General features: G+C 72.0%; 17 protein-coding genes and 2 pseudogenes. 10 read left to right on the top strand and 9 right to left on the bottom strand.

What is annotated here, in order from left to right; all coding sequences use genetic code 11:
- The first annotated feature begins 37 nt into the window (after positions 1–37).
- The 3 genes from dcd to ACGFZQ_RS39425 all read left to right on the top strand — a co-directional run bounded on the left by dcd (position 38) and on the right by ACGFZQ_RS39425 (position 1,746).
- Positions 38–613, top strand: coding sequence for a dCTP deaminase (gene dcd / locus ACGFZQ_RS39435; RefSeq protein ID WP_351709320.1), 576 nt, complete (start codon positions 38–40; stop codon positions 611–613).
- Positions 614–622: 9 nt separating this feature from the next.
- Positions 623–1,135: a phosphoribosyltransferase gene (locus tag ACGFZQ_RS39430; protein ID WP_382534612.1), complete on the top strand. Its 513-nt coding sequence runs from the start codon at positions 623–625 to the stop codon at positions 1,133–1,135.
- A gap of 188 nt (positions 1,136–1,323) precedes the next feature.
- Positions 1,324–1,746 (top strand): hypothetical protein, encoded by a 423-nt coding sequence (locus ACGFZQ_RS39425; RefSeq protein WP_393844456.1) that lies wholly within the window; start codon positions 1,324–1,326, stop codon positions 1,744–1,746.
- Between the two features lie 82 nt (positions 1,747–1,828).
- On the opposite strand, the gene ACGFZQ_RS39420 is transcribed toward ACGFZQ_RS39425, so the two are convergent.
- The 5 genes from ACGFZQ_RS39420 to ACGFZQ_RS39400 all read right to left on the bottom strand — a co-directional run bounded on the left by ACGFZQ_RS39420 (position 1,829) and on the right by ACGFZQ_RS39400 (position 8,362).
- Positions 1,829–2,857 (bottom strand): YIP1 family protein, encoded by a 1,029-nt coding sequence (locus tag ACGFZQ_RS39420; protein WP_351738577.1) that lies wholly within the window; start codon positions 2,855–2,857, stop codon positions 1,829–1,831.
- Positions 2,858–2,951: 94 nt separating this feature from the next.
- Positions 2,952–4,376, bottom strand: coding sequence for an FG-GAP and VCBS repeat-containing protein (locus tag ACGFZQ_RS39415; protein ID WP_393844455.1), 1,425 nt, complete (start codon positions 4,374–4,376; stop codon positions 2,952–2,954).
- A gap of 66 nt (positions 4,377–4,442) precedes the next feature.
- Positions 4,443–5,960, bottom strand: a complete 1,518-nt coding sequence (locus ACGFZQ_RS39410; RefSeq protein WP_393844454.1) for an FG-GAP-like repeat-containing protein — start codon at positions 5,958–5,960, stop codon at positions 4,443–4,445.
- 174 nt (positions 5,961–6,134) lie between these two features.
- Positions 6,135–7,616: an FG-GAP and VCBS repeat-containing protein gene (locus tag ACGFZQ_RS39405; protein ID WP_393844453.1), complete on the bottom strand. Its 1,482-nt coding sequence runs from the start codon at positions 7,614–7,616 to the stop codon at positions 6,135–6,137.
- Between the two features lie 167 nt (positions 7,617–7,783).
- Positions 7,784–8,362: a TIGR03086 family metal-binding protein gene (locus tag ACGFZQ_RS39400; protein ID WP_393844452.1), complete on the bottom strand. Its 579-nt coding sequence runs from the start codon at positions 8,360–8,362 to the stop codon at positions 7,784–7,786.
- A 674-nt stretch (positions 8,363–9,036) separates the two neighbouring features.
- On the opposite strand from ACGFZQ_RS39400, the gene ACGFZQ_RS39395 reads away from it, so the two are divergent.
- Positions 9,037–9,975 carry a S1C family serine protease gene (locus ACGFZQ_RS39395; protein ID WP_393844451.1) on the top strand — a complete coding sequence of 313 codons (939 nt, stop codon included), beginning with the start codon at positions 9,037–9,039 and terminating at the stop codon, positions 9,973–9,975.
- A gap of 237 nt (positions 9,976–10,212) precedes the next feature.
- On the top strand, positions 10,213–10,536 hold the full coding sequence (locus ACGFZQ_RS39390; RefSeq protein ID WP_351738551.1) for an antibiotic biosynthesis monooxygenase: 324 nt from the start codon (positions 10,213–10,215) through the stop codon (positions 10,534–10,536).
- A 61-nt stretch (positions 10,537–10,597) separates the two neighbouring features.
- Here ACGFZQ_RS39390 and ACGFZQ_RS39385 read toward each other — a convergent pair whose 3' ends face one another.
- Both ACGFZQ_RS39385 and sigJ read right to left on the bottom strand, forming a co-directional pair.
- A complete protein-coding gene (locus ACGFZQ_RS39385; protein WP_393844450.1) occupies positions 10,598–11,797 on the bottom strand; it encodes an NAD(P)/FAD-dependent oxidoreductase in 1,200 nt (399 codons plus the stop codon).
- Positions 11,798–11,891: 94 nt separating this feature from the next.
- On the bottom strand, positions 11,892–12,848 hold the full coding sequence (gene sigJ / locus ACGFZQ_RS39380) for an RNA polymerase sigma factor SigJ (protein WP_393844449.1): 957 nt from the start codon (positions 12,846–12,848) through the stop codon (positions 11,892–11,894).
- 251 nt (positions 12,849–13,099) lie between these two features.
- Between sigJ and ACGFZQ_RS39375 the strand changes: the two are divergent.
- A pseudogene (locus ACGFZQ_RS39375) lies at positions 13,100–13,366 on the top strand (phosphatase); the annotation flags it as partial.
- Between the two features lie 176 nt (positions 13,367–13,542).
- Here the strand turns inward: ACGFZQ_RS39375 and ACGFZQ_RS39370 are convergent.
- Both ACGFZQ_RS39370 and ACGFZQ_RS39365 read right to left on the bottom strand, forming a co-directional pair.
- Positions 13,543–13,813 (bottom strand): annotated as a pseudogene (locus ACGFZQ_RS39370) (PP2C family protein-serine/threonine phosphatase); the annotation flags it as partial.
- Positions 13,814–13,884: 71 nt separating this feature from the next.
- Positions 13,885–16,116: a tetratricopeptide repeat protein gene (locus ACGFZQ_RS39365; RefSeq protein WP_393844448.1), complete on the bottom strand. Its 2,232-nt coding sequence runs from the start codon at positions 16,114–16,116 to the stop codon at positions 13,885–13,887.
- Positions 16,117–16,376: 260 nt separating this feature from the next.
- Between ACGFZQ_RS39365 and ACGFZQ_RS39360 the strand changes: the two genes are divergently transcribed.
- The 4 genes from ACGFZQ_RS39360 to ACGFZQ_RS39345 all read left to right on the top strand — a co-directional run bounded on the left by ACGFZQ_RS39360 (position 16,377) and on the right by ACGFZQ_RS39345 (position 21,985).
- Positions 16,377–17,441 (top strand): sugar ABC transporter substrate-binding protein, encoded by a 1,065-nt coding sequence (locus ACGFZQ_RS39360; protein ID WP_393844602.1) that lies wholly within the window; start codon positions 16,377–16,379, stop codon positions 17,439–17,441.
- A gap of 36 nt (positions 17,442–17,477) precedes the next feature.
- Entirely contained in the window at positions 17,478–18,257 is a 780-nt protein-coding gene (locus tag ACGFZQ_RS39355) for an ATP-binding cassette domain-containing protein (RefSeq protein ID WP_393844447.1), read from the top strand.
- Positions 18,248–19,456, top strand: coding sequence for a sugar ABC transporter permease (locus tag ACGFZQ_RS39350; RefSeq protein ID WP_393844446.1), 1,209 nt, complete (start codon positions 18,248–18,250; stop codon positions 19,454–19,456). Before ACGFZQ_RS39355 ends, ACGFZQ_RS39350 begins: the two co-directional genes overlap by 10 nt.
- 114 nt (positions 19,457–19,570) lie before the next feature.
- Positions 19,571–21,985 (top strand): SpoIIE family protein phosphatase, encoded by a 2,415-nt coding sequence (locus ACGFZQ_RS39345; RefSeq protein WP_393844445.1) that lies wholly within the window; start codon positions 19,571–19,573, stop codon positions 21,983–21,985.
- The last annotated feature ends 156 nt before the right edge of the window (positions 21,986–22,141 follow it).

Raw genomic sequence — 22,141 nt, 5'->3', positions numbered from 1 at the left:
TTGTCGTGGGTCCGCGCGCCTTGCGTATCCTCGGGACGTGCTTCTCTCAGACAAGGACATCCGGGCCGAGATCGACGCCGGGCGGGTACGGATCGATCCCTACGACGAATCCATGGTGCAGCCGTCGAGCATCGACGTGCGGCTGGACCGCCTCTTCCGGGTGTTCGAGAACCACCGGTACCCGCACATCGACCCCTCCGTCGAGCAGCCGGACCTGACCCGGCTGGTGGAGCCGGAGGGCGACGAGCCGTTCATCCTCCACCCCGGGGAGTTCGTCCTCGCGTCGACGTACGAGGTCATCTCGCTGCCCGACGACCTCGCCTCGCGGCTGGAGGGGAAGTCCTCGCTCGGGCGGCTGGGGCTGGTCACGCACTCCACGGCCGGGTTCATCGACCCGGGGTTCAGTGGGCACGTGACCCTTGAGCTGTCCAATCTCGCGACCCTCCCCATCAAGCTGTGGCCGGGCATGAAGATCGGGCAGCTGTGCATGTTCCGGCTCTCCTCCCCCACCGAGCACCCCTACGGCAGTGAGCGCTACGGCTCCCGTTACCAGGGGCAGCGCGGACCCACCGCCTCCCGTTCCTACCTCAATTTCCACCGGACGCAGGTGTGAGGAACCGGCATGAGCAGTGACGTACGGGAGAACCTCACCTACGAGCGGTTCGGCGTCGCCGTGCGCGAGCTCGCCCAGACCATCGCCGACGACGGGTTCGAACCCGACATAGTGCTGAGCATCGCCCGCGGTGGCGTCTTCGTCGCCGGCGGGCTCGCCTACGCCCTCGACTGCAAGAACCTGCACCTGGTCAACGTGGAGTTCTATACCGGGGTGGGGACGACTCTCGAGATGCCGGTCATGCTCGCGCCCGTCCCCAACGTCATCGACTTCAGCGACAAGAAGGTGCTGATCACCGACGACGTCGCCGACACCGGCAAGACGCTGAAGCTGGTCCGCGACTTCTGCCTCGACACCGTCGCCGAGGTCCGGTCCGCGGTGATCTACGAGAAGTCCCACTCCCTCGTGAAGTGCGAGTACGTATGGAAGCGGACCGACGACTGGATCAACTTCCCCTGGAGCGTCTTGCCTCCAGTACATAAGTCGGGAGCGGCTCCGAAAGAGAACAGGGAAGCTCTCTGAGCCTGCTGAGGCAGGCAGGTCCAGGGTGCGGGTGCGCCCTTCGCGGCACCTGCGGCCGTGCGGCGACGGCCACACGGGTTGCAGTCCCGGAGCCGGCGGATTGCGGTGATGCTGTCAGGGGAGCGCAGCCGGCTTCGCACGGCCCGTGTGCGTCGGTGACCGCGCCTACCGGAAGGGAGGCTGCTGCCATGACAACGGTGCCGAACAGGACACAGCGCGGGCCCGACAGCGGCGTGACGATGACCGGCGCCTCTTCGTTCGCCGGAATCCTGATGATGCTCAGCGGGACCCTCAGCATTCTGATGGGCGCGGCCGGCATCGCACACGACACCCTGTTCGCCGCGTCCCGGTACGCCTACCGGTTCGACCTGACCGCCTGGGGCTGGATTCACCTGGTGATCGGAGTGGGACTCGTCGTCGCCGGCCTGGGTGTGCTGACGGACCAGAGCTGGGCTCGCGGGGCCGGCGTGGCGGTGGCAGTGATCAGCCTGATCACCCAGTTCATGTTCGTCCCGTACTACCCGCTGTGGTCCATCCCTGTGATGACCCTCGACCTCCTGATCCTGTTCGCGCTGACCAGGGTCCATCTGGAGACCAGCGGCGGTCGGTGAACCAGCGGCCGGCATCCCGAAGCGCATGAGAAGGGCCCCCGGCGCGGCAGCCGGGGGCCCCTTCTCGGGTGCGGGTCGGGGGCTAGAACGTGCCCAGCTTCACGATCGACAGCAGTGCGATCAGCTGGATCGCCGACGCGCCCAGCGCCTTCGGCCACGGCAGGTCGTGGGACTTGCCGACCATGAGCGTGAGGAGGGCGCCGGCCGCGATCCAGGTCGCCCAGCCGAGAATCTGCACGAAGCCCGCGTCGCCGCCGAAGAACATGGCGAACAGGAGACGGGGGGCATCGGTGATCGACATGATCAGCATCGACAGGCCGACGGTCGGCTGCCAGGCCCCGTCGCCGCCCAGCTGGCGGGCCAGGGTGTGGGTCACCACGCCCAGCACGAAGGAGGAGAGCACCATCGCGACCGCCGTCGTCAGCACGATCGGGATCGCGTTGGTGAGGGTGGCGCTTATCGCGTCCGCGCGGGCGCCGTCGAAGCCGAAGACCGCGAGCAGGCCGTAGAGGAAGGTCACGATGAGGGCGGGCCCCCACATCGTGTAGTCCCGCATCTGGAGGAACGTCTGGTTCGGGGCGAGCACGATCCCCTTCAGCAGGTCCTTCCAGTGCAGGCGGGGGCCGATCGGGCCGGACGGCGCCGCCGAACCGGCGTGGTAGGTCGCGCCCTGCGTGTAGGCGTCGGCCTCGCCGACCGAGAAGGCCTGGGTGTGGCCCGGCTGGTTCGCCGCGTACGGGTCGGGGGTGCCGGCGCCCTGACCGCCGTAGCCGTGGTCGTCGCCGAAGTACTCCGGGCCGTCGCCGCCGGGCTGCCCCTGCCCCGGGTAGCCGCCGCGGCCCTGCGGCCAGCCGCCGCCTCCGCCGTTCTGCGGGTACGGCTGCGGGGCCGACGGGTACCCGTACGACGGTCCCGCCGGCTGCCCGCCGAAGCTCTGGGGCGGCGCCTGCTGCCCGTACGCGGGTTGTTGCGGTCGCGTTTGCGGGGCACGGGCGTCCCGGCCGCCGCGTCCGATCCTGAATCCAGCCACGTCATCGAACGTACCTGGTCCTGGAGAACCTTGGGGCGGGCTCGGCCGTCCGAGCCCGCCTTTGCCGCAGAGCTGTGACATCCCCTAAGGGCCCCTAAGGGCCCCTAAGGGATGCCCCAAGGGGTGCCCCGAGGGGCCTCCGGGACCAGCCCAGGGGCCCCGGACCCCACTGCCCTCACTGCCCGAACACCATTCCCAGCTGCGACCACGATCCCGGCAGGCCCACCGAGGTCGCCCCGAAACTGACCGCGCCCGTCGTCGTCAGCCCCGTGGACGAGCCGCGCAGGGACCATACGGCGCCCTGGCCGCCGTTCTCGTACCGGGCGCCGACCGCCAGGTCGGCCTTGCCGTCGCCGTTGAGGTCGGCCAGGCGGACGGCGGAGCCGAAGAACTCGTTGTCCTCGTCCAGGTCCGGGACGCCGGGCGTGTTCTGGGTCCACCGCGTCGAGCCGGCACCCGTGAGACCGGCGGCGGAGCCGCGCAGCACGGTGACGGTGCCGGTCTGCCAGGCCGAGCCGACCGTCTCGTAGGGCGTGCCGACCGCAACGTCGGCGTAGCCGTCGCCGTCGACGTCACCGACGGTGAGCGAGTCGCCGAACGAGCTGGTGCCCGACGCACGGGTGGTGCCGGGGACACCCGGGCTGTCCTGGGTGAGCGCCGCCTGGGGCGTGGGGCTGATGTCGTGCGCGCTGCCCAGGTAGACACTGACCGTGCCGGGTCCGGCCTTGGAACCGTAGAAGGTCGGGTAGGAGGTGACGACGTCGTCGTACCCGTCCCCGTTGACGTCACCGAGGACCGCCAGATCCCCGCCGCCGCTGACCAGCGTCCGCAGCGCCCTCGGCCGGGAGGCCCCGCCCAGGTACACCAGGTTGGCCTCGATGTACTCGCCGTTCCCCGCGCGGATCGCCCCGCTGACCACCAGGTCGGCGACGCCGTCGCCGTTGATGTCGCCCGCGGCCAGGGACCTAGAGCCGTAGCCGGAGCCGGTCTTCATCGAGGGCACCACCCAGGTGCGGGACGCGGCGCCATGGGTCTTGGTGAAGCCGCCGCGGAAGATCTGTATGTCGGCGCCCGTGCTGCCGACGGCCAGGTCGGCCCGGCCGTCCGCGCTGAAGTCGCCGACCGCCAGGGACATGCCGAACCGGGTGTGGGACGAGCGTGCCGGGTCGGCGACGATACGGCCGCCGGTCAGGCCCTTCTTGCTCCCCCAGACGATCGTCACCGACCCGGCCTCGCCGTCCTCGCCCTCTGAGCCCACGACCAGGTCGGCGTACCCGTCCCGGTTGAGGTCGCCGAAGGCGAGCGACGAGCCGAACGCGTCGTCCTTCTCGGCCGTGCCCGGGACGCCCGCCGAGTTCTGGGTGACGACGGTACGGCTGGAGGCCTTGACGCCGGACTTGGAGCCGTAGGTGACGACCACCGCGCCCGCCCGCGCCTTGCCGCCGACCGTGGCGCCCGGGGCGGCGGTGGCGAGGTCGCGGTAGCCGTCGCCGTTGAAGTCGTCGGCCAGACCCGAGGGGGCGGCGGTGGCGGCGGGCAGGGCGGTGAGCAGGCCCGTGGTGAGGGCCGTGGCGAGGAGCAGGGTGGTGCGCTTGGGCATGGATTTCCCCCGTGAGGTGGTGAGGTGACGCGGCGTCAAGGGGTGCGTCTCCTTGGTGAGGGCACGTCAGCCGGTGAGGCCCGAGCCGAACGCGCCGTACGTGCGGGAGAGCCCGAACGTGCCCGGGCCGAAGGACTTGGCACCCGTGGCGGTGATGCCGGAGGCGCTGCCGCGCAGGGCGGTGACCGCGCCGACGCCCTCGTCCTCGAAGGAGGCCCCGACGGTCAGGTCCGCCTTGCCGTCCTTGGTGACGTCCGAGAGCACGAGGTCCGAGCCGAAGTAGTCCATGGACTCGGCGGTGCCGGGGACCCCGGCGGTGTTCTGGGAGATGGTCCGGGCACCGGTACGGGAGACGCCGCCGGCCGAGCCGTTCATCAGCACGACGAGACCGGTGTCCTCGGCCGCGCCGATGTCCTTGAAGACGACGCCGATGGCCAGGTCGCCGTAGCCGTCGCCGTTGGTGTCCCCGATGGAGACGGCGCCGCCGAAGCCGTCGCCCTCCTTGTCGGTGCCGGGGACGCCGGTGGCGGACTGGGTGAGCTCGGCCATGGGGGCGTCGCCGTTGACCGGGCCGCCCTTGCTGCCGCTGATGACGACGACCTGGCCGCCGAGGGTGCCGGTGTGGTCGTCGTCCTTCGCGAAGACGTTGCCGATGGCGATCTCGTCGTAGCCGTCGCCGTTGATGTCGCCCAGGGCGAGGGAGGTGCCGCCGTTCAGCGGGCGCGGCTGGGTCGCGACCACGCCGCCCGAGGCGCCGAGGTAGGCGGCGCCCTTGGACCAGCTGCCCGACGGGTCCGAGGTGAGCGCGGTGCGGTAGGTGAGGACGAGGTCGGCCTTCTTGTCGCCGTTGGTGTCGCCCGCGGCGAGCGCGTCGATGCCGTACTTCGCCTTGTCCGGCGTGGGCACCTTCTGCGTGCCGCCGGTGGTGCCGGACTTGGTGAAGCCGCCCTTGACGATGTAGGCGTACGACCCGGCCGTGCCGGACGCCAGGTCGGCCTTGCCGTCGCCGTTGAAGTCACCGGCGGCCAGGACCGAACCCCAGGCCTCGTGCTTGGTCGCCGAGGGGTCCTTGACGTTCGTACCGTTCTTCAGGCCGCTCGCCGAGCCCCACAGGATCGTGACCGAACCGCCTTCGGAGTCCGAGCCGTTGTCCTCGCCGGGCGCGCCGACGGCGAGGTCGGTGTAGCCGTCCTTGTTGAAGTCGGCCACGGCGAGCGCACGGCCGAAGAAGTCCTCGGTCTCGGCGGTGCCGGGGACACCGGTGGTGTTCTGGCTGACGATCGTCCGCTTGGCGGGGTTGAGTCCGGAGGCGCTGCCGTAGACCACGGCGACGTACCCGGCCATGCTCTTGCCGCCGACCTTGGCGTAGGGGGCGGCGAAGGCGACGTCGCCGTAGCCGTCGTGGTTGAAGTCGGCCTTGTAGGCGTGCGCCGTGGCGGCGGACGCGGCGGGGGCCGAGAGGGTCAGCAGACCACCGGTCAGCGCGGCGGCGGTGACCGTCGCGACGGCGAGGCGGCGGCGGTGACGTGCGTTCACGAGGACGTTCGCGGAGACGTTCGCGGAGACGTTCACGGAGACGTTCACAGGGCGGGATCTCCTGAGATCAGCGGCGTGGGTGCCGGAGGTACGCGGAGGCGGTGCTGGCGGCAGGGCGGAACTTTTGCGCGGGACCGGGAGCGGGAGGGACCGGGAGCGGGCAGGCCTGTGGTCGTGCGATCGACGGGCCTGCCCGTACGCGGTCCGGAGCAGCTCTCCCGGTCAGTCGGCGAAGAGGGCGCCGAGCTGCGGGGTGCCGGACGTGGACACGCCCAGCTTGCTCGCGGTGAGGACCCGGGACCCGGTCGTGGTGATCTTCGAGCCGTTGGACGGCAGGTAGGTGACCGCGCCGTCACCGCCGTTCTCGTACGAGCCGACGACCAGGTCCGCCCTGCCGTCGCCGGTGACGTCGTCGAGCTTGACGTCGGCGCCGAAGAGGTCGGCCTTCTCGTCGTCGCCGGGGACGCCCGCCGTGCTCTGCGCGAAGGACTGGGCGCCGGAGGCGATGTTGATCCCGGTCTTCGCGCCGTAGAAGACGGTGACCTGGCCGGTGTTGGTGTTCTTGCCGATGTCCTCGTTCGGGGTGGAGACGACCAGGTCGGCACAGCCGTCGCCGTTGACGTCGCCGAGGTCGAGGTCCCAGCCGAAGCCGTCGCCCTTCTCGGAGGTGCCGGGGACGTTCCCGGAGTTCTGGTTGAACATGGTGGCCTTGGCGGGCCCGGCGGCGGACCCGTAGGTGACGGCCACCCGGCCGCCCTTGGCGGAGTCGGGCACCGCGGTGCCGTCGTCGGTGGCGGTGTCCCAGGAGGCGCCGCTGACGATGTCGCCGAAGCCGTCGCCGTTGATGTCGCCGACGCCGGTGACGATGCCGCTCTTCAGCGCCTTGGCGCCGGTCGCGGTCAGGCCCCTGGAGGTGCCCGGCAGCCAGTAGTTGGTGTTCCAGTGCCGGGAGGTCGTCGTCTCGTAGCCGTCGACGACCAGGTCGGTGCGGCCGTCGCCGTTGACGTCACCGGCGGTGAGGTTCATCGGGCCGTACGGGTTCGCGTCGCTGCCCGGCTCGATCGGCGGCTTGACGGTGTACCGGCCGCCGGGCGTGCCGTTGCCCGCGATGCCGCCCTTGAGCACCCACAGGGTGGCGGCGGAGCTGCCGACGGCGAGATCGGCCTTGCCGTCGCCGTCGAAGTCGCCGGCGGCGAGGTTCAGGCCCCAGTAGTCGTGGCCGCTCGGGGAGGGGTCCTTGAGGTCGACGCCCTTGCCGGTGAGCCCGCTCCTGGAACCCCAGAGGAGCGTGACGGTACCGCCGTTGGTGTCGCTGCCGACCTTCTCGTACGGCGAGGAGACGGCGAGGTCGTCGTAGCCGTCGGCGTTGAAGTCGGCGTACGCCAGCTCGTAGCCGAAGCCGTCGCCGGCCTCGGCGGTGCCGGGGACGCCGGCGCTGTTCTGGCTGAGGGTGGTGCGCTTGGCGGTGGTGACGCCGGAGGCGGAGCCGTAGAGGGCGACGACCTGGCCGGCGCCCTTGTGGCCGCTGACGTAGGAGGTGGCGGCGGAGGTGGCGATGTCGCCGATGCCGTCGCCGTTGAAGTCGGCGCGCGCGACCTTGAAGGAGTCCGCGGCGGTCGCCGAGGCGGCGGAGAACGTGAGCAGACCGCCCGTCAGCGCGGCCGCGGCGGCCGTCGCGAGGGCGAGTCGCGGGAACGTGTGCATGCGGATCGTCTCCTGCGGCATGCGGGGGCCGCCCGCGATCCGGCGGACGGCCGGAGTCAATGAGGTGTCCGGCGATCAGGAGACCCGCGCTGGGGAGTAAGGGTTGTACATAAGTTCGGTGAATTCTTCGATGCCGCTGGAGACGTCGGCGGTTGGTGAGCCGTCGCTCAGCCTGCCGCCGGCCGACGGCCGACGAGCCCGAGCAGCCGCTCCAGGTCGGGAGCGCCTGCGGAGATCTCGACCACCGGGGCGAACGAAGCCCTCGGCCGGTCGTCGGACGGTGCTCCGGTCGGGATCAGCGCCGCGACCTTGAGTGAGTGGCCGACGAGGTCGGCGCCCGGGTCGTAGGCGACGCCGATGGTCTGCGCGACGTCCCAACCGTGGACCACGCAGTCGAGCACGTGCATGCCGAGCGCGACCCGGCCGGGAAAGAACCCGAACTCCCTGATCTGGAGCGAACGGTCCAGGACGTCCTCGGCGAACGCCGTCGTCATGGCGTCGGCCGAGTCGAGGTACGCCTGGTAGGGATCCCCGCCCAGGTCGCCCTGGTCCCAGGCCCGGAGGTCACCGGTGACGCCTGCCGCGGCGGCTGCGAAGCCGAGGTTCTCGCTCACTTGGTGGCGGAGCAGACCGTGCAGCGTCCAGTCGGCACATGGCGTCGGAAGACGAAGCTGGTCCGGGCCGATCTGCGCGATCACCGCTCCCAGGGTGGCGAGGGCACGGCGGTCCAGCTCCCTGATATCCACGGCCGCGACGTTAGCCGTGCCCTGTTTTCCGAGCCACTCGTTTTCGGAGCCGACCTGGCCTGCCGGGCGGACGTGCCCACTTGAACATGGCCGCGGAGGCTACGGCAGTGCCACGGAAACGCCGTCACCGACTGGGAGATGCACCCGGCCACGGGTCCTGGTCGCTCACGCCCTCAATGTCGTCGCTCGTTCCCAGCGGATCCGCAGCCGGTGGAAGCAGTGCGACCACGCGACCGTGCGCTCGACCACGTAGCGGACGTTGCGCCGCTTCCGTGTTCCTGGCCTCGTTCGGCGATGACCGGGCGGATGCCACGGGACCGGAGCAGGCGACCACGTCTTCCATGCGGACCCGCAAGCCGGACCGCCAGGGCAACAGCACCGGAATTGAGGCCTGCAGGTCGGGCCGGCCGCCATCCTGCATTTTGATCACAGGACAGAGTCGCGCTTTCTGGTTAGGCTGGGCGTGAGATCTTTTACGGGCCGGGGTTCGGGGATGGTACGCATCTGTTGCAGCTCTGAGGGGTGTGACCTTCGTGAGTGCAAGGATCAATCTTGTTGTGGCGTCAACCCTCCTGATCGCGGTGTGCGGGTCTGCGTCTGCGAGAGCAGACGAACCCTCTCCCGGAGATCACGAGCAGGCGAAGGCTGCTGTGGTGCAAGTGCTGGGAGACTCCATGGCCGGCACTGGTTTCGTTTACGACGCCGGCAGAGGTCTCATTGTTACCACCGCATCCAACATTGCGGGGGAGAGCAGCCACGAGGTGCTCGGAGCCGGCGAGCAACAGCCGGTGCCTGCCCAGCTGCTGGGTAGTGACCCCTGTCAGGATCTGGCGGTGCTGAAGCTTACGTCTCCGCAACAAGGATTGACGGATCTGCAATTCGGCGACAGCGACCTGGTCACTGCCGACGATCCCATCACATCTCTTGGTTACCCGGATGCAGGTGACGCGGCAGCGCATGTTGCCGCTACCGTCGGCGAAGCGACGGACGAACCCGACGTGCGCGACCTGGGCGACGTTGCATCAACCCCCGACTATCCCTCCGTGATCACCCACTCTGCGGACGTGAAGCCGGGAGACACAGGAGGGCCGGTACTCAACAGCGACGGGGAAGTGGTTGGCATCAATACCAGCGTATTCATAGCGGAAGATCCCCTGGTAGGGGACAAGCATCGAACTTCTTCTGTGGCCATAAGCAGCAATCAAATGAGGTCAAAGCTTGCCGACCTGGCTGCCGGCGTGCAGAAGAAAGACCCCGGATGGCAGCTTGACGCGGTGTCAGACCCTCTGCTCCCACAGGACGCGACGCTGGCCGGGCTTCCGAAAGGTTCAACACAGGACGCACAGAAGCACCTTCAGAAGGAGGAAATTGACGGGCTATTCCTTCTCGATATGCGGAAGAACTCTCCGGCCGGCAGCACAAAACTTCAACAAGGCGCCGTGATTACCACTATCAACGGGGAGAACGTGTCCTCGATCTCCGGTCTGTGTGACGTACTCGAGCCTGCTTCAGCTGGTGACAAGCTGAACCTTGAAGGGGTTTATTCGGGAGTCGGTTCAGCTGGGCACAAGTTTGGGGACCCGTGGACCGCCGAGCTGGTATTGGGAAGGTAATTCACCCCTGCGTTGAGAGAGGTGCGTGAAGTCTCAACCCATCGGCGCAGGAGCCATGTTGGTCCCTGATCCTGCCGCGCTCGACCTGCCCCATGCGCTCATCACCCCATGCGCTCATCAAATGGGCCGCCACTGCCGGCCGCTCGCACCTCGCACCCCCGGCCCGCTGCACGCAGGTGCGGGACAGCCTTCAAGTCACTCACGCTCTCCTGATCACCTTTGCGTCAGGATGGGCCCATGAGCGTAGTCAAGATCAACGTACTGACCGTGCCGGCAGAACAGCGGGAGACGCTGGAGAAGCGGTTCGCCTCGCGGGCGCATGCCGTGGAGAACTCGGACGGGTTCGAGTGGTTCGAGCTGCTGCGGCCGGTCGAGGGGACCGAGCAGTACCTGGTGTACACGCGGTGGCGGGACGAGGAGTCGTTCCAGGCGTGGATGGAGGGGCCGATGAAGACGGCTCATCAGGGCGGCGCCGAGGGCGAGCGTCCCAGGCCGGCGGCCTCCGGGTCGACGCTGTGGTCCTTCGAGGTGGTGCAGTCGGCGGGGCCGAAGGGCGAGTGAGCGCCGGTCCGGACCGGCGGACGCGGGGCGGCGCCGACGCCCCGCGCTCCCACGGGCGGGGTCAGGCCGGGGTGGCTGTCTTCTCGGCCTGCCGGGTCGGCTGGGGCAGGGTGCGGCGGGGGCGGGTCGGGAGGGCGAGTGTCGGGTTGGCGACGGCCCAGGCGGCGCCCTTGCAGACCAGTTCCTTGTAGAGGGCGGCGGTACGACCCGTCAGGGCCGCCCGTACGGCGCGGTCGTCCGCGGTGACGTACTGGATCAGGCCCTGCCCGCGGCCCAGCGAGATGCACTGGTTGAAGTAACGCAGCGGCACCTTCGGGAGCTTTCCGCCGGTCAGGCGGGCCGCGAGGGCGTCGGCGGCCTGCCACGCCATCGGGGCGCCGGTCGCGCACGACATGCGCAGCGGCTTGTCGCCGGGGCCCGTCGCCATCGCCGCGTCGCCGACGGCGTACACGTCCGGGTGCGAGACCGACCGCATGGTCCCGTCGACCACGATCTGCCCGGAGCCGGTGACCTCCAGCGCGGTGGCCCGCGCGATGGGGTGGACGGCGAAGCCGGTGGTCCACACCGTGACCGCGGCGGGGATCGTCCCGCCTTCGGCGGTGGTGACCCGGTCGGCCGCCACGGCGGTGACGGCGGTGTGCTCGTGCACGGTGACGCCCAGCCCGTCGAGGACCTTCCGGAGATGCCGGCGGCCCTTGGGCGAGAGCCAGTCGCCGAGGCCGCCGCGGGCCGCGAGGGCTACGGCGAGGTCCGGGCGGGCCTCGGCGATCTCGGTGACGGCCTCCAGGCCGGTGAGCCCGCCGCCGACCACGAGCACCGGCTCTCCGGCCGGCAGGGCGGCGAGGCGGTCGCGCAGCCGGAGCGCGCCGGGGCGGCTCGCGATCTGGTGGGCGTGCTCGGCGGTGCCGGGGACGCCCTGGTCGTTCCAGGCGCTGCCGAGGGCGTAGACGAGGGTGTCGTACTCCAGGACCTCCGTCTCCTCCCCGGGGCCGACGACGGTGACCGTCCTGCGGTCGACGTCCACGGCGGTGACCCTCGCCGGCCTCAGCTCCACGCCGGTGCCCGCGAACATCTCGGTGAGGGGCCGGGTCTTGAGGTCCTGGCCGGTCGCGAGCTGGTGCATCCGGACGCGTTCGACGAAGTCGGGTTCGGCGTTGACGAGGGTGAGGGCGACGTCTTCGCGGTGCAGCCGCCTGGCGAGACGGCCGGCGGCGATGGCTCCGGAGTATCCGGCGCCGAGGACGACGATGCGGTGCTGCATGTCCGTGCTCCTGTCGGGAAACGGCAAGTCGAGCGGATCGCCCCTTGAACCGGGCAGCCCGCCGTTTCCTGACAGGAACGCGGAGTGAAGCAGCTCACACAGGGTCGGAGAAGAGCCGGAGCAGGGGTTCGCCGTGGCCGGTGGCCGCCCACTGCCGGGTCGCGCGTTCGAGCTTGTCGGGGTTGACCTGGTTGCGGAACACGGCGATGCCCCCGGTGGTGATCTCCAGGCACATGACGCCGAAGACCCGGCCGTCGACGACCGCCACCAGGGCGGGGCCCTCGTTGGCGGTCGCGGCATGGATCTCCACCGGGCCGCCCGCCAGGGCCCGCTGCGCCGGGCCCGGTTTGAACAGGCCCCGCAGGAACTTCGCGACCGCGAGGGCACCCTTGAACCCCTTGGCGCCGGCCGGCACCTTCCCGCCGCCGTCGCCGATCGCGACGGCGTCCTGGGTGAGCAGCCGGACCAGCGGCTCGGTCCGGCCACTGGTCGCGGCCGCGAGGAACTCCTCGATGATCCGCCGGGCGGCGGCCTCGTCGACCTCGGCGCGCGCCTTGCCGGCCGCGACGTGCTTCCTGGCCCGGTGGAAGGTCTGCTGGCTGGCGGCCTCGGTGATGTCGAGGATCCGGGCGATCTCCCGGTGCGGGTAGTCGAAGGCCTCCCGCAGCACGTACACGGCGCGCTCGCCGGGCGTGAGCCGCTCCAGCAGGGTCAGGACGGCGTACGACACCGACTCGCGCCGTTCGGCGGTGTCGGCGGGGCCGAGCATCGGGTCCCCGGCGAGCAGCGGTTCGGGCAGCCACTGGCCCACGTAGGTCTCGCGCCGGGCGCGGGCGGAGGTGAGCTGGTTGAGGCACAGGTTGGTGAGCACCTTCGTCAGCCAGGCCTCGGGGACCTCGATACGGCCGGTGTCGGCGGCCTGCCAGCGCAGATACGTCTCCTGCACGGCGTCCTCGGCCTCGCTCGCGGAGCCGAGCAGGCGGTAGGCGATCGCCGCCAGCCGGGGCCTGGCCGCCTCGAACCGGTCCACCTCGCTCATGGTCTGCGCCATGGCCCGGATCCTAGCCCGCACGGTGCACGCCGACCGCGACCCCGTCCACAGCCCTCCACCGCCGACCGCCTCCGCGAGCCCGCATCAGCGTGCGCATCACCCCCGGCGCGGAGACGGCGGCCGCGCCGCCCGTCGGCACGGAACCCGCCCCGACCACTCCCGGCCGCCTCTACCAGCTGATCCACCAGGCCGTCGCGCTCACCGAGACGGTGACCACCCAGGACCTCGTGGCGTTGATCGCGGACCAGATCATGCCGGCGTTCGGCGCCCAGGGGCTGGTGCTCAGCGTCGCCGAGGCGGGCCGCCTCCGGATCGCCGGGCAGCACGGCTACCCCGCCGACGTCGCCGAACGCCTCGACGCCCTCCCCCTCGACACCGACCTGACCCCCGCCGGCCGGGCCCTGGCCAGCGGCGTCCCGGCCTACTTCGGCAGCCCCGCCGAGCTGGCCTACAGCTATCCGCGCGCCCCGCTGATCAGCGGAAAGCAGGCGTGGGCCGTGCTGCCCCTGGTCATCTCGGGGCGTCCGGTGGGCTGCTGCGTCCTCTCCTACGACCGCCCGCACATCTTCACCGCCGAGAACGCGCCGTCCTCACCCCGCTGGCCGGCCTGCTGGCCCAGGCCCTGGACCGGGCCCGGTTGTACGACACCCAGCACCACCTCGTCCACCAGCTCCAGCAGGCGCTGCTGCCCCGGCTCGGAGGAGAGATCGGCGAGCAGCCGGTTGGTGCGGGCGATGACCTGGTCCGGGGCGGCTCCGGCGGTGGCGTGGGCGTGGATGGCGGTGCGGACCTGCCCCATCAGGGCGGCCGCGGCCATGCTGTGGCCCTCCACGTCCCCGATGACGGCCGCCGCGTGGGTGGCGTCGAGGCGCAGCAGGTCGTAGAAACCGGATGCCCCGTCCGCCGCCGACGTCGATGCCGTGCCCGGACGGCAGACAGCGGGCGGCGACGTCGAGACCGGGCAGCGTGAGCAGGCAGCACGTGGCGGTGCTGCTGCTGCGGACGGCCGCGACGGCGAGGACCGACCGGAGTGCGCTCAGTTGTGGTGGCCGTACGTCGTAGTGGCCGTTCCGGCGCGGGCGGCCGCTTCGGCGGCGCGGTTCCTGGCCCGGCCGGCATCGTCGGCATGGCCGGCGCTGTCCAGCACCCGGGCCAGGTTGTTCCAGGTCAGGGTCATGGCGTACCAGTTGTCGGAGTCCTGCCGGATCCGGAGGGACTCCCGCAGGGCGGCGACGGCCGACTCGGTCCGGCCCGCCGCGTACTGCACGCAGCCGAGGCTGTTCAGCGAGTCGCCGTGCAGGAAGCGGTTGTCGGTCCGGTGGTGCAGGGCGCAGGCCCGCCGGAACGCGGCCGCCGCCTCGTCGTACCGGCCCAGGCCGTCCAGCGCCAGACCGAGGTTGTGCCAGGCCCGGCCCTCGTGGGAGCGGTCACCGGTGGCGCGGAAGCGCTCGCAGGCCTGCCGGTGGGTGACGAGGGACTCGTGGAGACGGCCGGACCTGCGCTGCGCGAGACCGAGGTTGTTCCACGCCACGCCCTCGCCGTTCGGGTCGCCGAGTGCGCGGAACAGGTCCGCGGCGTGGACGAGGGGTTCGATGGCCTCGGCGGACCGGTCGGCCCGCAGCAGCGCGTTGCCGAGGTTGTTGCAGACGGCCGCCTCCAGGTGCCGGTCCCGCGAGCGGCCCGCCAGGTCCCGGGCGGCGCGGCCGACGGCGACCCAGTCCTCGAAGAACCGCCGCTCGCGCAGGAAGTCGGCGAGGTGCAGCGCGAGTTCCACGGTGTGTGGCGGCTCCTGGTCGTGTTCGTCGGGCCACTGGGCGGCGGCGACGAGGTTGACCCGCTCGGCGTCCAGCCAGCCGAGTGCCTCCGCCCGGCCCTTGAACAGGTCGGGCAGCGGGCCGTCGCCGGGCGCCCGCAGATGGCGGTCGGCGGCCTCCGCCCTGGTCCGGTAGTGGTGGCGTATCCGCCGGCGTGCCTCGCGTCCCTCCGCGACGAGCGCGGGGTCCTCGGCGGCCAGCGCGGTCGCGTAGTCGCGGACCAGGTCGTGGATGCGCCAGCGCTCGGGGAGGTCGCCGCCGTGCCCCTCGCCGGTGATCAGATGGGTGCCCACCAGGTCGTCGAGGAGTTCCAGTGCCAGCGGCCGGTCCTGGCCGGTGGCCACCACCGCCGTCTCGGTGCTGAAGTCCGGGAAGGGCACCTGGGCCAGCCCGCACAGCGCGCGTCGCCGGTCCGGGGGCAGCCGGCGGAACGACATGTCGAACACCGGGGCCAGCGCGAGGACCCTGCCGTATTCGTCGACGCCGCGGCTGTGCAGGACACTGCTCCGGTCGGCGGCGGCTCTCAGCTCCTCGACCAGGGAGCCGAGCGGGTTGTCGCGGACCCGGCGCCGGTGCAGCCGGGCGGTGGCTATCCGCAGGGCGAGCGGCATACGGCAGCACAGCCGGGTCAGTTCGCCCACCGCCTCGGTCTCCTCGGGCGTCCACTCGGCCTCGGCGGTGGGCCGGCGCAGCGCCGGGGCGATCAGGCGGACGGATTCGTCGGGGCTGAGCGGTCCGAGGGGTAACTCGACGGCCGTCAGGGACTCGTGGCACTCCCGCGAGGTGATCAGGACGCAGTGCAGGCCGCTGGCGGGCAGCAGCGGTGAGACCTGGGCCGAGTCCGAGACGTTGTCCAGTACCAGCAGGACCCGCCGGCCGGCGTCGGCGAGCGCGGCGAGGTGGCTGCGGTACGCGTCGAGCTGGTGACCCTCCTCCCCGAAGTGGCCGACCCGGTCCGCGCCGGTGTCGAAGTCCCCCGCGGCCAGGGCGTGCAGCAGGGACGTCACCGCCTGGGTGGGGGTGACCGGGTTGTCGTCGTAGCCCGCGAGGTCGAGGAAGAGGGCGCCGCCGGTGAACCAGCCCGCTGTGCGTGCCCGGTGCGCGGCCTTCAGGGCGAGGGCGGTCTTGCCCATGCCGCCGAGTCCGGTGACGACGCAGACGACCGGTGCGTCCGGGGCCGGGTCGGCGGGCGCCCGCAGCCGGGTCTCCAGCGCGGCCAGTTCCGCCGTCCGCCCGGTGAAGCCGGCCTGGACCATGGGCAACGTGCACGGACCGGTCCGGTCGGGTCGGCCCCCGTGCTGCACGACCATCGTCCCGACGACGGGCCCCAGAAAGGTGCTGCGTCGGAAGTCGACGCGGTCGCCGGCTCGGCCGCTGCCCGGGTCCTGGCCGTCGCCGCCGGGGGCCGGTTCGTCGTTGCCGGAGTCCGGTGTCCGGCCGTCACCTGCGTGCACCCGTGGCTCCCCTTCGGCCGGCATCCGCCAGGCTCGGACCGCTTTGAGGGGCTTCACGGTAGAGCATCCCCACCGTCCGGGGGACGGCTTCGCCCATCCCCGCCCGCCCTGCCCGGTCACCGGCGGTTCCGCGTTCGCGGGGAGGCCGGGTGACTGCTTGGCTACCCTGGGACTTAACCGGTCACAAGAGGCGAGTTGCTACGAAATACCACAAGGAACCGAAGAGGGGTCCCGCCGCCAGCCTTCCGAAGCGCGGGTCCCTGTCCCGTGCGGCGGCAGCGGTCGCGGTCGGCACCGGGCTGGCGCTGAGCGGTGCCTGCGGCGAGAGCGGGCAGGGCGACGGTCCCAGCGTCGGTGTGCTGCTGCCGGGCGCCGGGGCCTCCCGGTTCGGACGGTTCGACCAGCCGCTCATCGAGCGGAAACTGAAGCAGGTGTGCCCGCGCTGCCCGGCACCGACCGTCTCCGCCACCGCCGAGGCGGAGGTCCAGCAGCAGCAGCTCGAAGCCATGATCACCCGGGGTGTGGACGTCCTGATCGTCGCCGCCATCGACCCCAGGACGCTGCGCTCCTCCGTCGAGGCCGCCCACCAGGCCGGCATCCCCGTCGTCGCCTACGACCGGCTCGCGCTGGGCCCTGTCTCCGGTTACGTCACCTTCGACGGTGCGGCGATCGGCCGGCTCCAGGGCGAGGGGCTCCTGAAGGCCATGGGCCCCGAGGCGGACGGCGGCCAGATCGTCATGGTGAACGGCGCCTCGGCCGACCCGAACACGGCCTGGTTCAAACAGGGCGCGCTCTCGGTGCTGCGCGGCAAGGCGCGGATCGGCAAGTCGTACGACACCCCCGGCTGGCGGCCGGAGAACGCGTACACCGAGATGACCGGCGCGGTCGCCGCCCTCGGCGCCGACGCCATCGACGGTGTGCTGGCCGCCAACGACAGCCTCGCCGGTGCCGTGATCGCCGCCCTCGACGCCGCCGCGGTCCGGCCGCTGCCCCCGGTGACCGGCCAGGACGCCGACCTGGTGGCCGTGCAGCGCATCCTCGCGGGCCGGCAGTACATGACCGTCTACAAGTCCTACCGGGCCGAGGCCGACGCGGCCGTCGAGATGGCGCTGGCCCTGGGACGCGGTGAGCCGGCCGGGTCCGTCGCCACGGCCACCGTCGACAGCGCGACCACCAGGAGGATCCCCTCGGTGCTGCTGCCGTCGTATCCGGTGACGGCCGGCACGATCAAGGACACTCTGGTGAAAGACGGTATATACACGATCGACCAGATATGCACCCCCGAGCTCCGGTCCGCCTGCGCCCAGGCCGGACTCACCCCATGAACGCCTGCCACGACGGCGGACGGAGGAGGTGGCCCCGTGGTTCAGCCCCTGCTGGCGCTGCGTGGTGTGTCCAAGCGCTTCGCCGCCGTCCAGGCGCTGGTGGACGTCGAGCTGGAGATCCGGGCCGGGGAGGTGGTCGCCCTGGTCGGCGGGAACGCCGCCGGCAAGTCCACGCTGGTCAAGGTGATCTCGGGGGTCGGCCCGCCGGACCGGGGCGTCATCGAGTGGGAGGGCCGCCCCGTCCCCATCAAGTGCCCCCATGACGCCCGGGCCCTCGGTATCGCGACCGTCTACCAGGACCTCGCGATGTGCGGGAACCTCGACGTCGTCGGCAACCTCTTCCTCGGCCGGGAGATCCACCGCCACGGCATCCTCGACGAGGTCGAGATGGAGCGCCGCGCCCGCGAACTGCTGCGGACCCTGCCGGTCGGCATCCCGGACGTGCGGGCGCCGCTCGGCACGCTCTCCGGCGGCCAGCGGCAGGTCGTCGCGATCACCCGCTCGTTCCTCAGCGCGCCCCGGCTGCTGCTGCTCGACGAACCGACCGCCTCCCTGGGCCTCGAACAGACCAACCGACTCCTCGACCTCGTCGAGGAACTCCGCGACCGGGGCACCGGAGTGCTTCTCATCAGCCACAACATGGGAGACATCAAGGCCGTCGCCGACCGGGTCGCCGTGCTGCGCCTCGGCCGCAACAACGGCCTGTTCGACGTGGGCACCACCTCCCAGGAGCAGATCATCGCCGCCGTCACGGGCGCCGCGGAGCACCCCGGACGGCAGCGCCCCGCGGCCGACCCGGAGGAGAGATGGTCGTGAGGGGGCCCCGCGCCGGACGGCTGAGGGAGTACGCGGGCGCGGCCCGCCGCCGGCTGCACGAGGGCGGCCTCGGCCCGGCCCCGGTCCTGCTCGCCCTCGCCGTGATCTGGGCGGTCTTCCAGAGCATCAACGCCAACTTCCTCTCGCCGCGCAACCTTTCCGTGCTCAGCGTGGACATCGTCGGCACCGGGATGGTCGCCGTCGGTGTCGTCTTCGTCCTGCTGATCGGCGAGATCGACCTGTCGGTGGGCTCGCTCGCCGGCCTGTCGGGCGCCCTGTTCGCGACGCTGAACGTGAACCAGGGCATGCCGGAGTGGCTCGCCGTGCTCGTGGCGGTGGCGGCGGGTGCGGGCGCCGGGGCCTTCCACGGGTTCGTGTTCACCAGGACCGGGGTGCCCGCGTTCGTCGTCACCCTGGCGGGGCTGCTGGCCTGGGACGGCCTGATGCTCTACCTGCTGGGCCCGGAGAGCGCCATCGACTTCAGCGCGGACGGCCTGGTCGCCATGCTGACCAGCCGCCACTTCGGCGCCGCCGTCGCCACCTACGGCCTGGCGGCGCTCGGTACGGCCGGGTACCTCGCCGTCTGCCTCCACGACCGCCGGCGCCGCGTCGCCACCGGGATGCCGTACCGCCCGGCGGCCCGGATCTGGGCCCGTACGGCCCTGCTCGCCGTCACCGCCCTCGCCGCCGCGTACGTCCTCGACCAGTTCGAGGGCCTGCCGCTGGCGCTCCTGCTCTTCCTCGCCGTCCTCGTCGCCTCGGACCTGCTGCTGCGCCGCACCCCCTACGGCCGGCAGGTCCTCGCGCTCGGCGGCGGCACCGAGGCCGCGCTGCGCGCCGGGGTCGGGGTGGCGCGAGTACGCGTCTCGGTGTTCCTGCTGGCGGGAGCGCTGGCCGCGGTCGGCGGCCTGTTCGTCGCCTCCCGGCTGACCTCGGCGACCCAGGTGCCGGGCTCCGGCATGCTGCTGGTCAACGCGATCGCCGCCGCCGTCATCGGCGGCACCAGCCTCTTCGGCGGCCGCGGCTCGGCCTGGTCGGCGCTGCTGGGCGTCCTCGTCATCCAGTCGATCGCCTCGGGCATGGCCCTGCTGGGGGTGCAGCCCGCGGTCCAGTTCATGATCACCGGCGGGGTGCTGCTCGTCGCGGTGGTCTTCGACTCGCTGGCCCGGCGCACGGGGCCCGCCGCGCGGCGGGCCTGACCGGCCTCCCGGCCGCACGCCCCCGGCGTCGGTTGAAGGGCGCACGGTGGGGCGGGATGCTGGGAGCGGGTGCGGGCACCCGGACGGCCGGGCGCGCGGGCATCCGGAGGCACCATGGAGGGACGTGTACCGGCGGACCTGGCGGTCGTACCGGACGACCTCGCGGTCGTGGTCGACGCCGACGGGGCGGTCCGGGTGTGGAGCGCCGGTGCCCGGCGGCTGCTCGGGTACGAACCCGCCGAGATCGTCGGCCGCCCCGCCCGGACCCTGCTCGCCACCGAGCTGCCCGCGTCCGCGCGCCGCCACATCGCCGACGCGTACCGCTGGTCCACCGAGGTGGCCCTGCGGCACCGCAACGGCGACCGGATCGTCGTACGTCTGCAGGGCATCCCGCTGGCGGACGCGGGCATCCGGCCGCTCTGGCTGGTGACCGCCGCCGCGCGGACGGCCGTGTCCGGGCACGACCAGCCCGGGGCGGCAACCCTGTGGGACCTCACGCTCGCCCAGCTGCCCATGCCGGTGGCGATCTACGACCGCGAGGCCCGGCTGGTCGCCGCCAACGAGGTCATGACCCGGATCATGGGCCTGCCCGTGGCGGAGATGCGCGGCCTGACCCTGCCGGAGATCGAGTCCGCCCCGCCCTTCGACGAGTACGACCGCCTTCAGCGGCAGGTCCTGCGCACCGGGCGGACCATCTTCCACGAGCAGCACGGCCAGGCACCCGGGGAGACCCGCGAGCACGCCTGGTCGATGTACTTCTCCCCGCTGAAGGACGAGACCGGCACGGTGCAGGGGCTGTCCGCGGTCGTCTTCGACACCACCGAGCAGTACTGGGCCCGCCGCCACCTGGCCGTCCTCAACGACGCCAGCCTGCGCGTCGGCAGCACCCTGGACGTGACCCGGACCGCCGAGGAGCTGGCCGAGGTGGCCGTGGGCGGGTTCGCCGACTACGTCACCGTCGACCTGCTGGAGTCCGTCGCCCTCGGCGACGAGCCGGCACCGCTGCGGCCGGGCGAGCCGATCACCGTACGCCGTACCGCACAGCGCTCGGTCCTGGCCGGCTGCCCGGAGAAGGTGGCCGACCCGGGCGATCCGGTCGACTACCCGGTGGACACGCCCCCGATGTGGACCCTGCTCGCCGGCCACGGCACCCGCCACCGGCCCGGCGACCCCGGCATGCCGGAGTGGATCGGCGCCTCCCAGGCCCGCGCCGACTCCGTCGCCCGGCACATGATCCACTCGGTGCTGATGGTCCCGCTGCGCGCCCGCGGTGTCACCCTCGGCCTGGTGCACTTCCTCAGGCACCGCACCCCCGAGTCCTTCACCGAGGACGACCAGCGGCTCGCGGAGGAGATCGTCGCCCGGGCCGCGGTGTGCGTGGACAACGCCCGCCGCTACACAGGGGAGCGCCGCACCGCCCTGGCCCTGCAGCGCAGCCTGCTCCCGGGCCGGCCGCCGCCCGGCCTGGAGGCGACCGAGGTGGCCTACCGCTATCTCCCCACGGGTTCCGGCGCGGACGTCGGCGGCGACTGGTTCGACGTGATCCCGCTGTCCGGCGCCCGCGTCGCCCTGGTCGTCGGGGACGTCGTCGGCCACGGCATCCGCGCCTCGGCGACGATGGGCCGCCTGCGGACGGCGGTACGGACGCTCGCGGACGTCGACCTGGCCCCCGACGAACTCCTCACCCAGCTGGACGACCTCGTCATCCGGCTCGCCCGCGAGGAGGACCCGGAGACCACCTCGGGCGAGGTCGGCGCGACCTGCCTGTACGCCGTGTACGACCCGGTGTCCCGCCGCTGCACCCTGGCCCGTGCCGGCCATCCGCCGCCCGTCCTGGTCACCCCCGGCGGCGAGCCCCGCCTCCTGGACCTCCCGGCCGGCCCGCCGCTCGGCCTCGGCGGCCTGCCCTTCGAGTCCACCGAGACGGAACTGGCGGAGGGCAGCCTGCTCGCCCTCTACACCGACGGCCTGGTGGAGACCGCCGACCACGACATCGAGGTGGGCCTGGGCCTCCTCCAGCGGGCCCTCGACGCCCCGGCCGCGCCCCTGGAGGAGACCTGCGACCGTATCCTGCACACGGTGCTGACCGACCGCCCGGCCGACGACATCGTGCTCCTCCTGGCCCGCACCCACGCCCTGGACACCGGCAAGGTCCACACCTGGCAGCTCCCCCAGCGCCCGGCGGCGGTCGCCGGAGCCCGCAAGGTGGCGGGCCGGCAACTGGAGGCATGGGGTCTGACGGACGCGGCCTTCGCCACCGAGCTGATCGTCAGCGAGCTGGTCACGAACGCCGTCCGCTACGGCGAGGGCCCGATCGCCCTCCGCCTGATCCGCGACACGTCCCTGATCTGCGAGGTCTCCGACTGCAGCAGCACGGCCCCGCACCTGCGCCGGGCACGTGTCTACGACGAGGGCGGCCGGGGTCTGCTGCTGGTCGCCCAGCTCTCCGAACGCTGGGGCAGCCGCCAGACGCCGACCGGCAAGACGATCTGGGCGGAACAGCCACTGCCCAGCTCGGCGCTCGCCTAGTAGTGCTTCGTTACGTCGGGTGATCTCGCCTGGTAGTGGGCATCGTCTTGGTATGAGGCTGGGGGGAAGTGGAACGGCTCCGGGGTGAGTTATCGGAGTTCGTTGCCGATGTGTTCGGGTCGTTGCCGCGGCGGGATCAGCGGCGGTGGGGCGAGT

Origin of the sequence: Streptomyces sp. NPDC048254, assembly GCF_043201895.1 — a bacterium.
Classification (GTDB): Bacteria; Actinomycetota; Actinomycetes; order Streptomycetales; family Streptomycetaceae; genus Streptomyces.
This window is presented reverse-complemented; position numbering and strand designations above follow the sequence as displayed.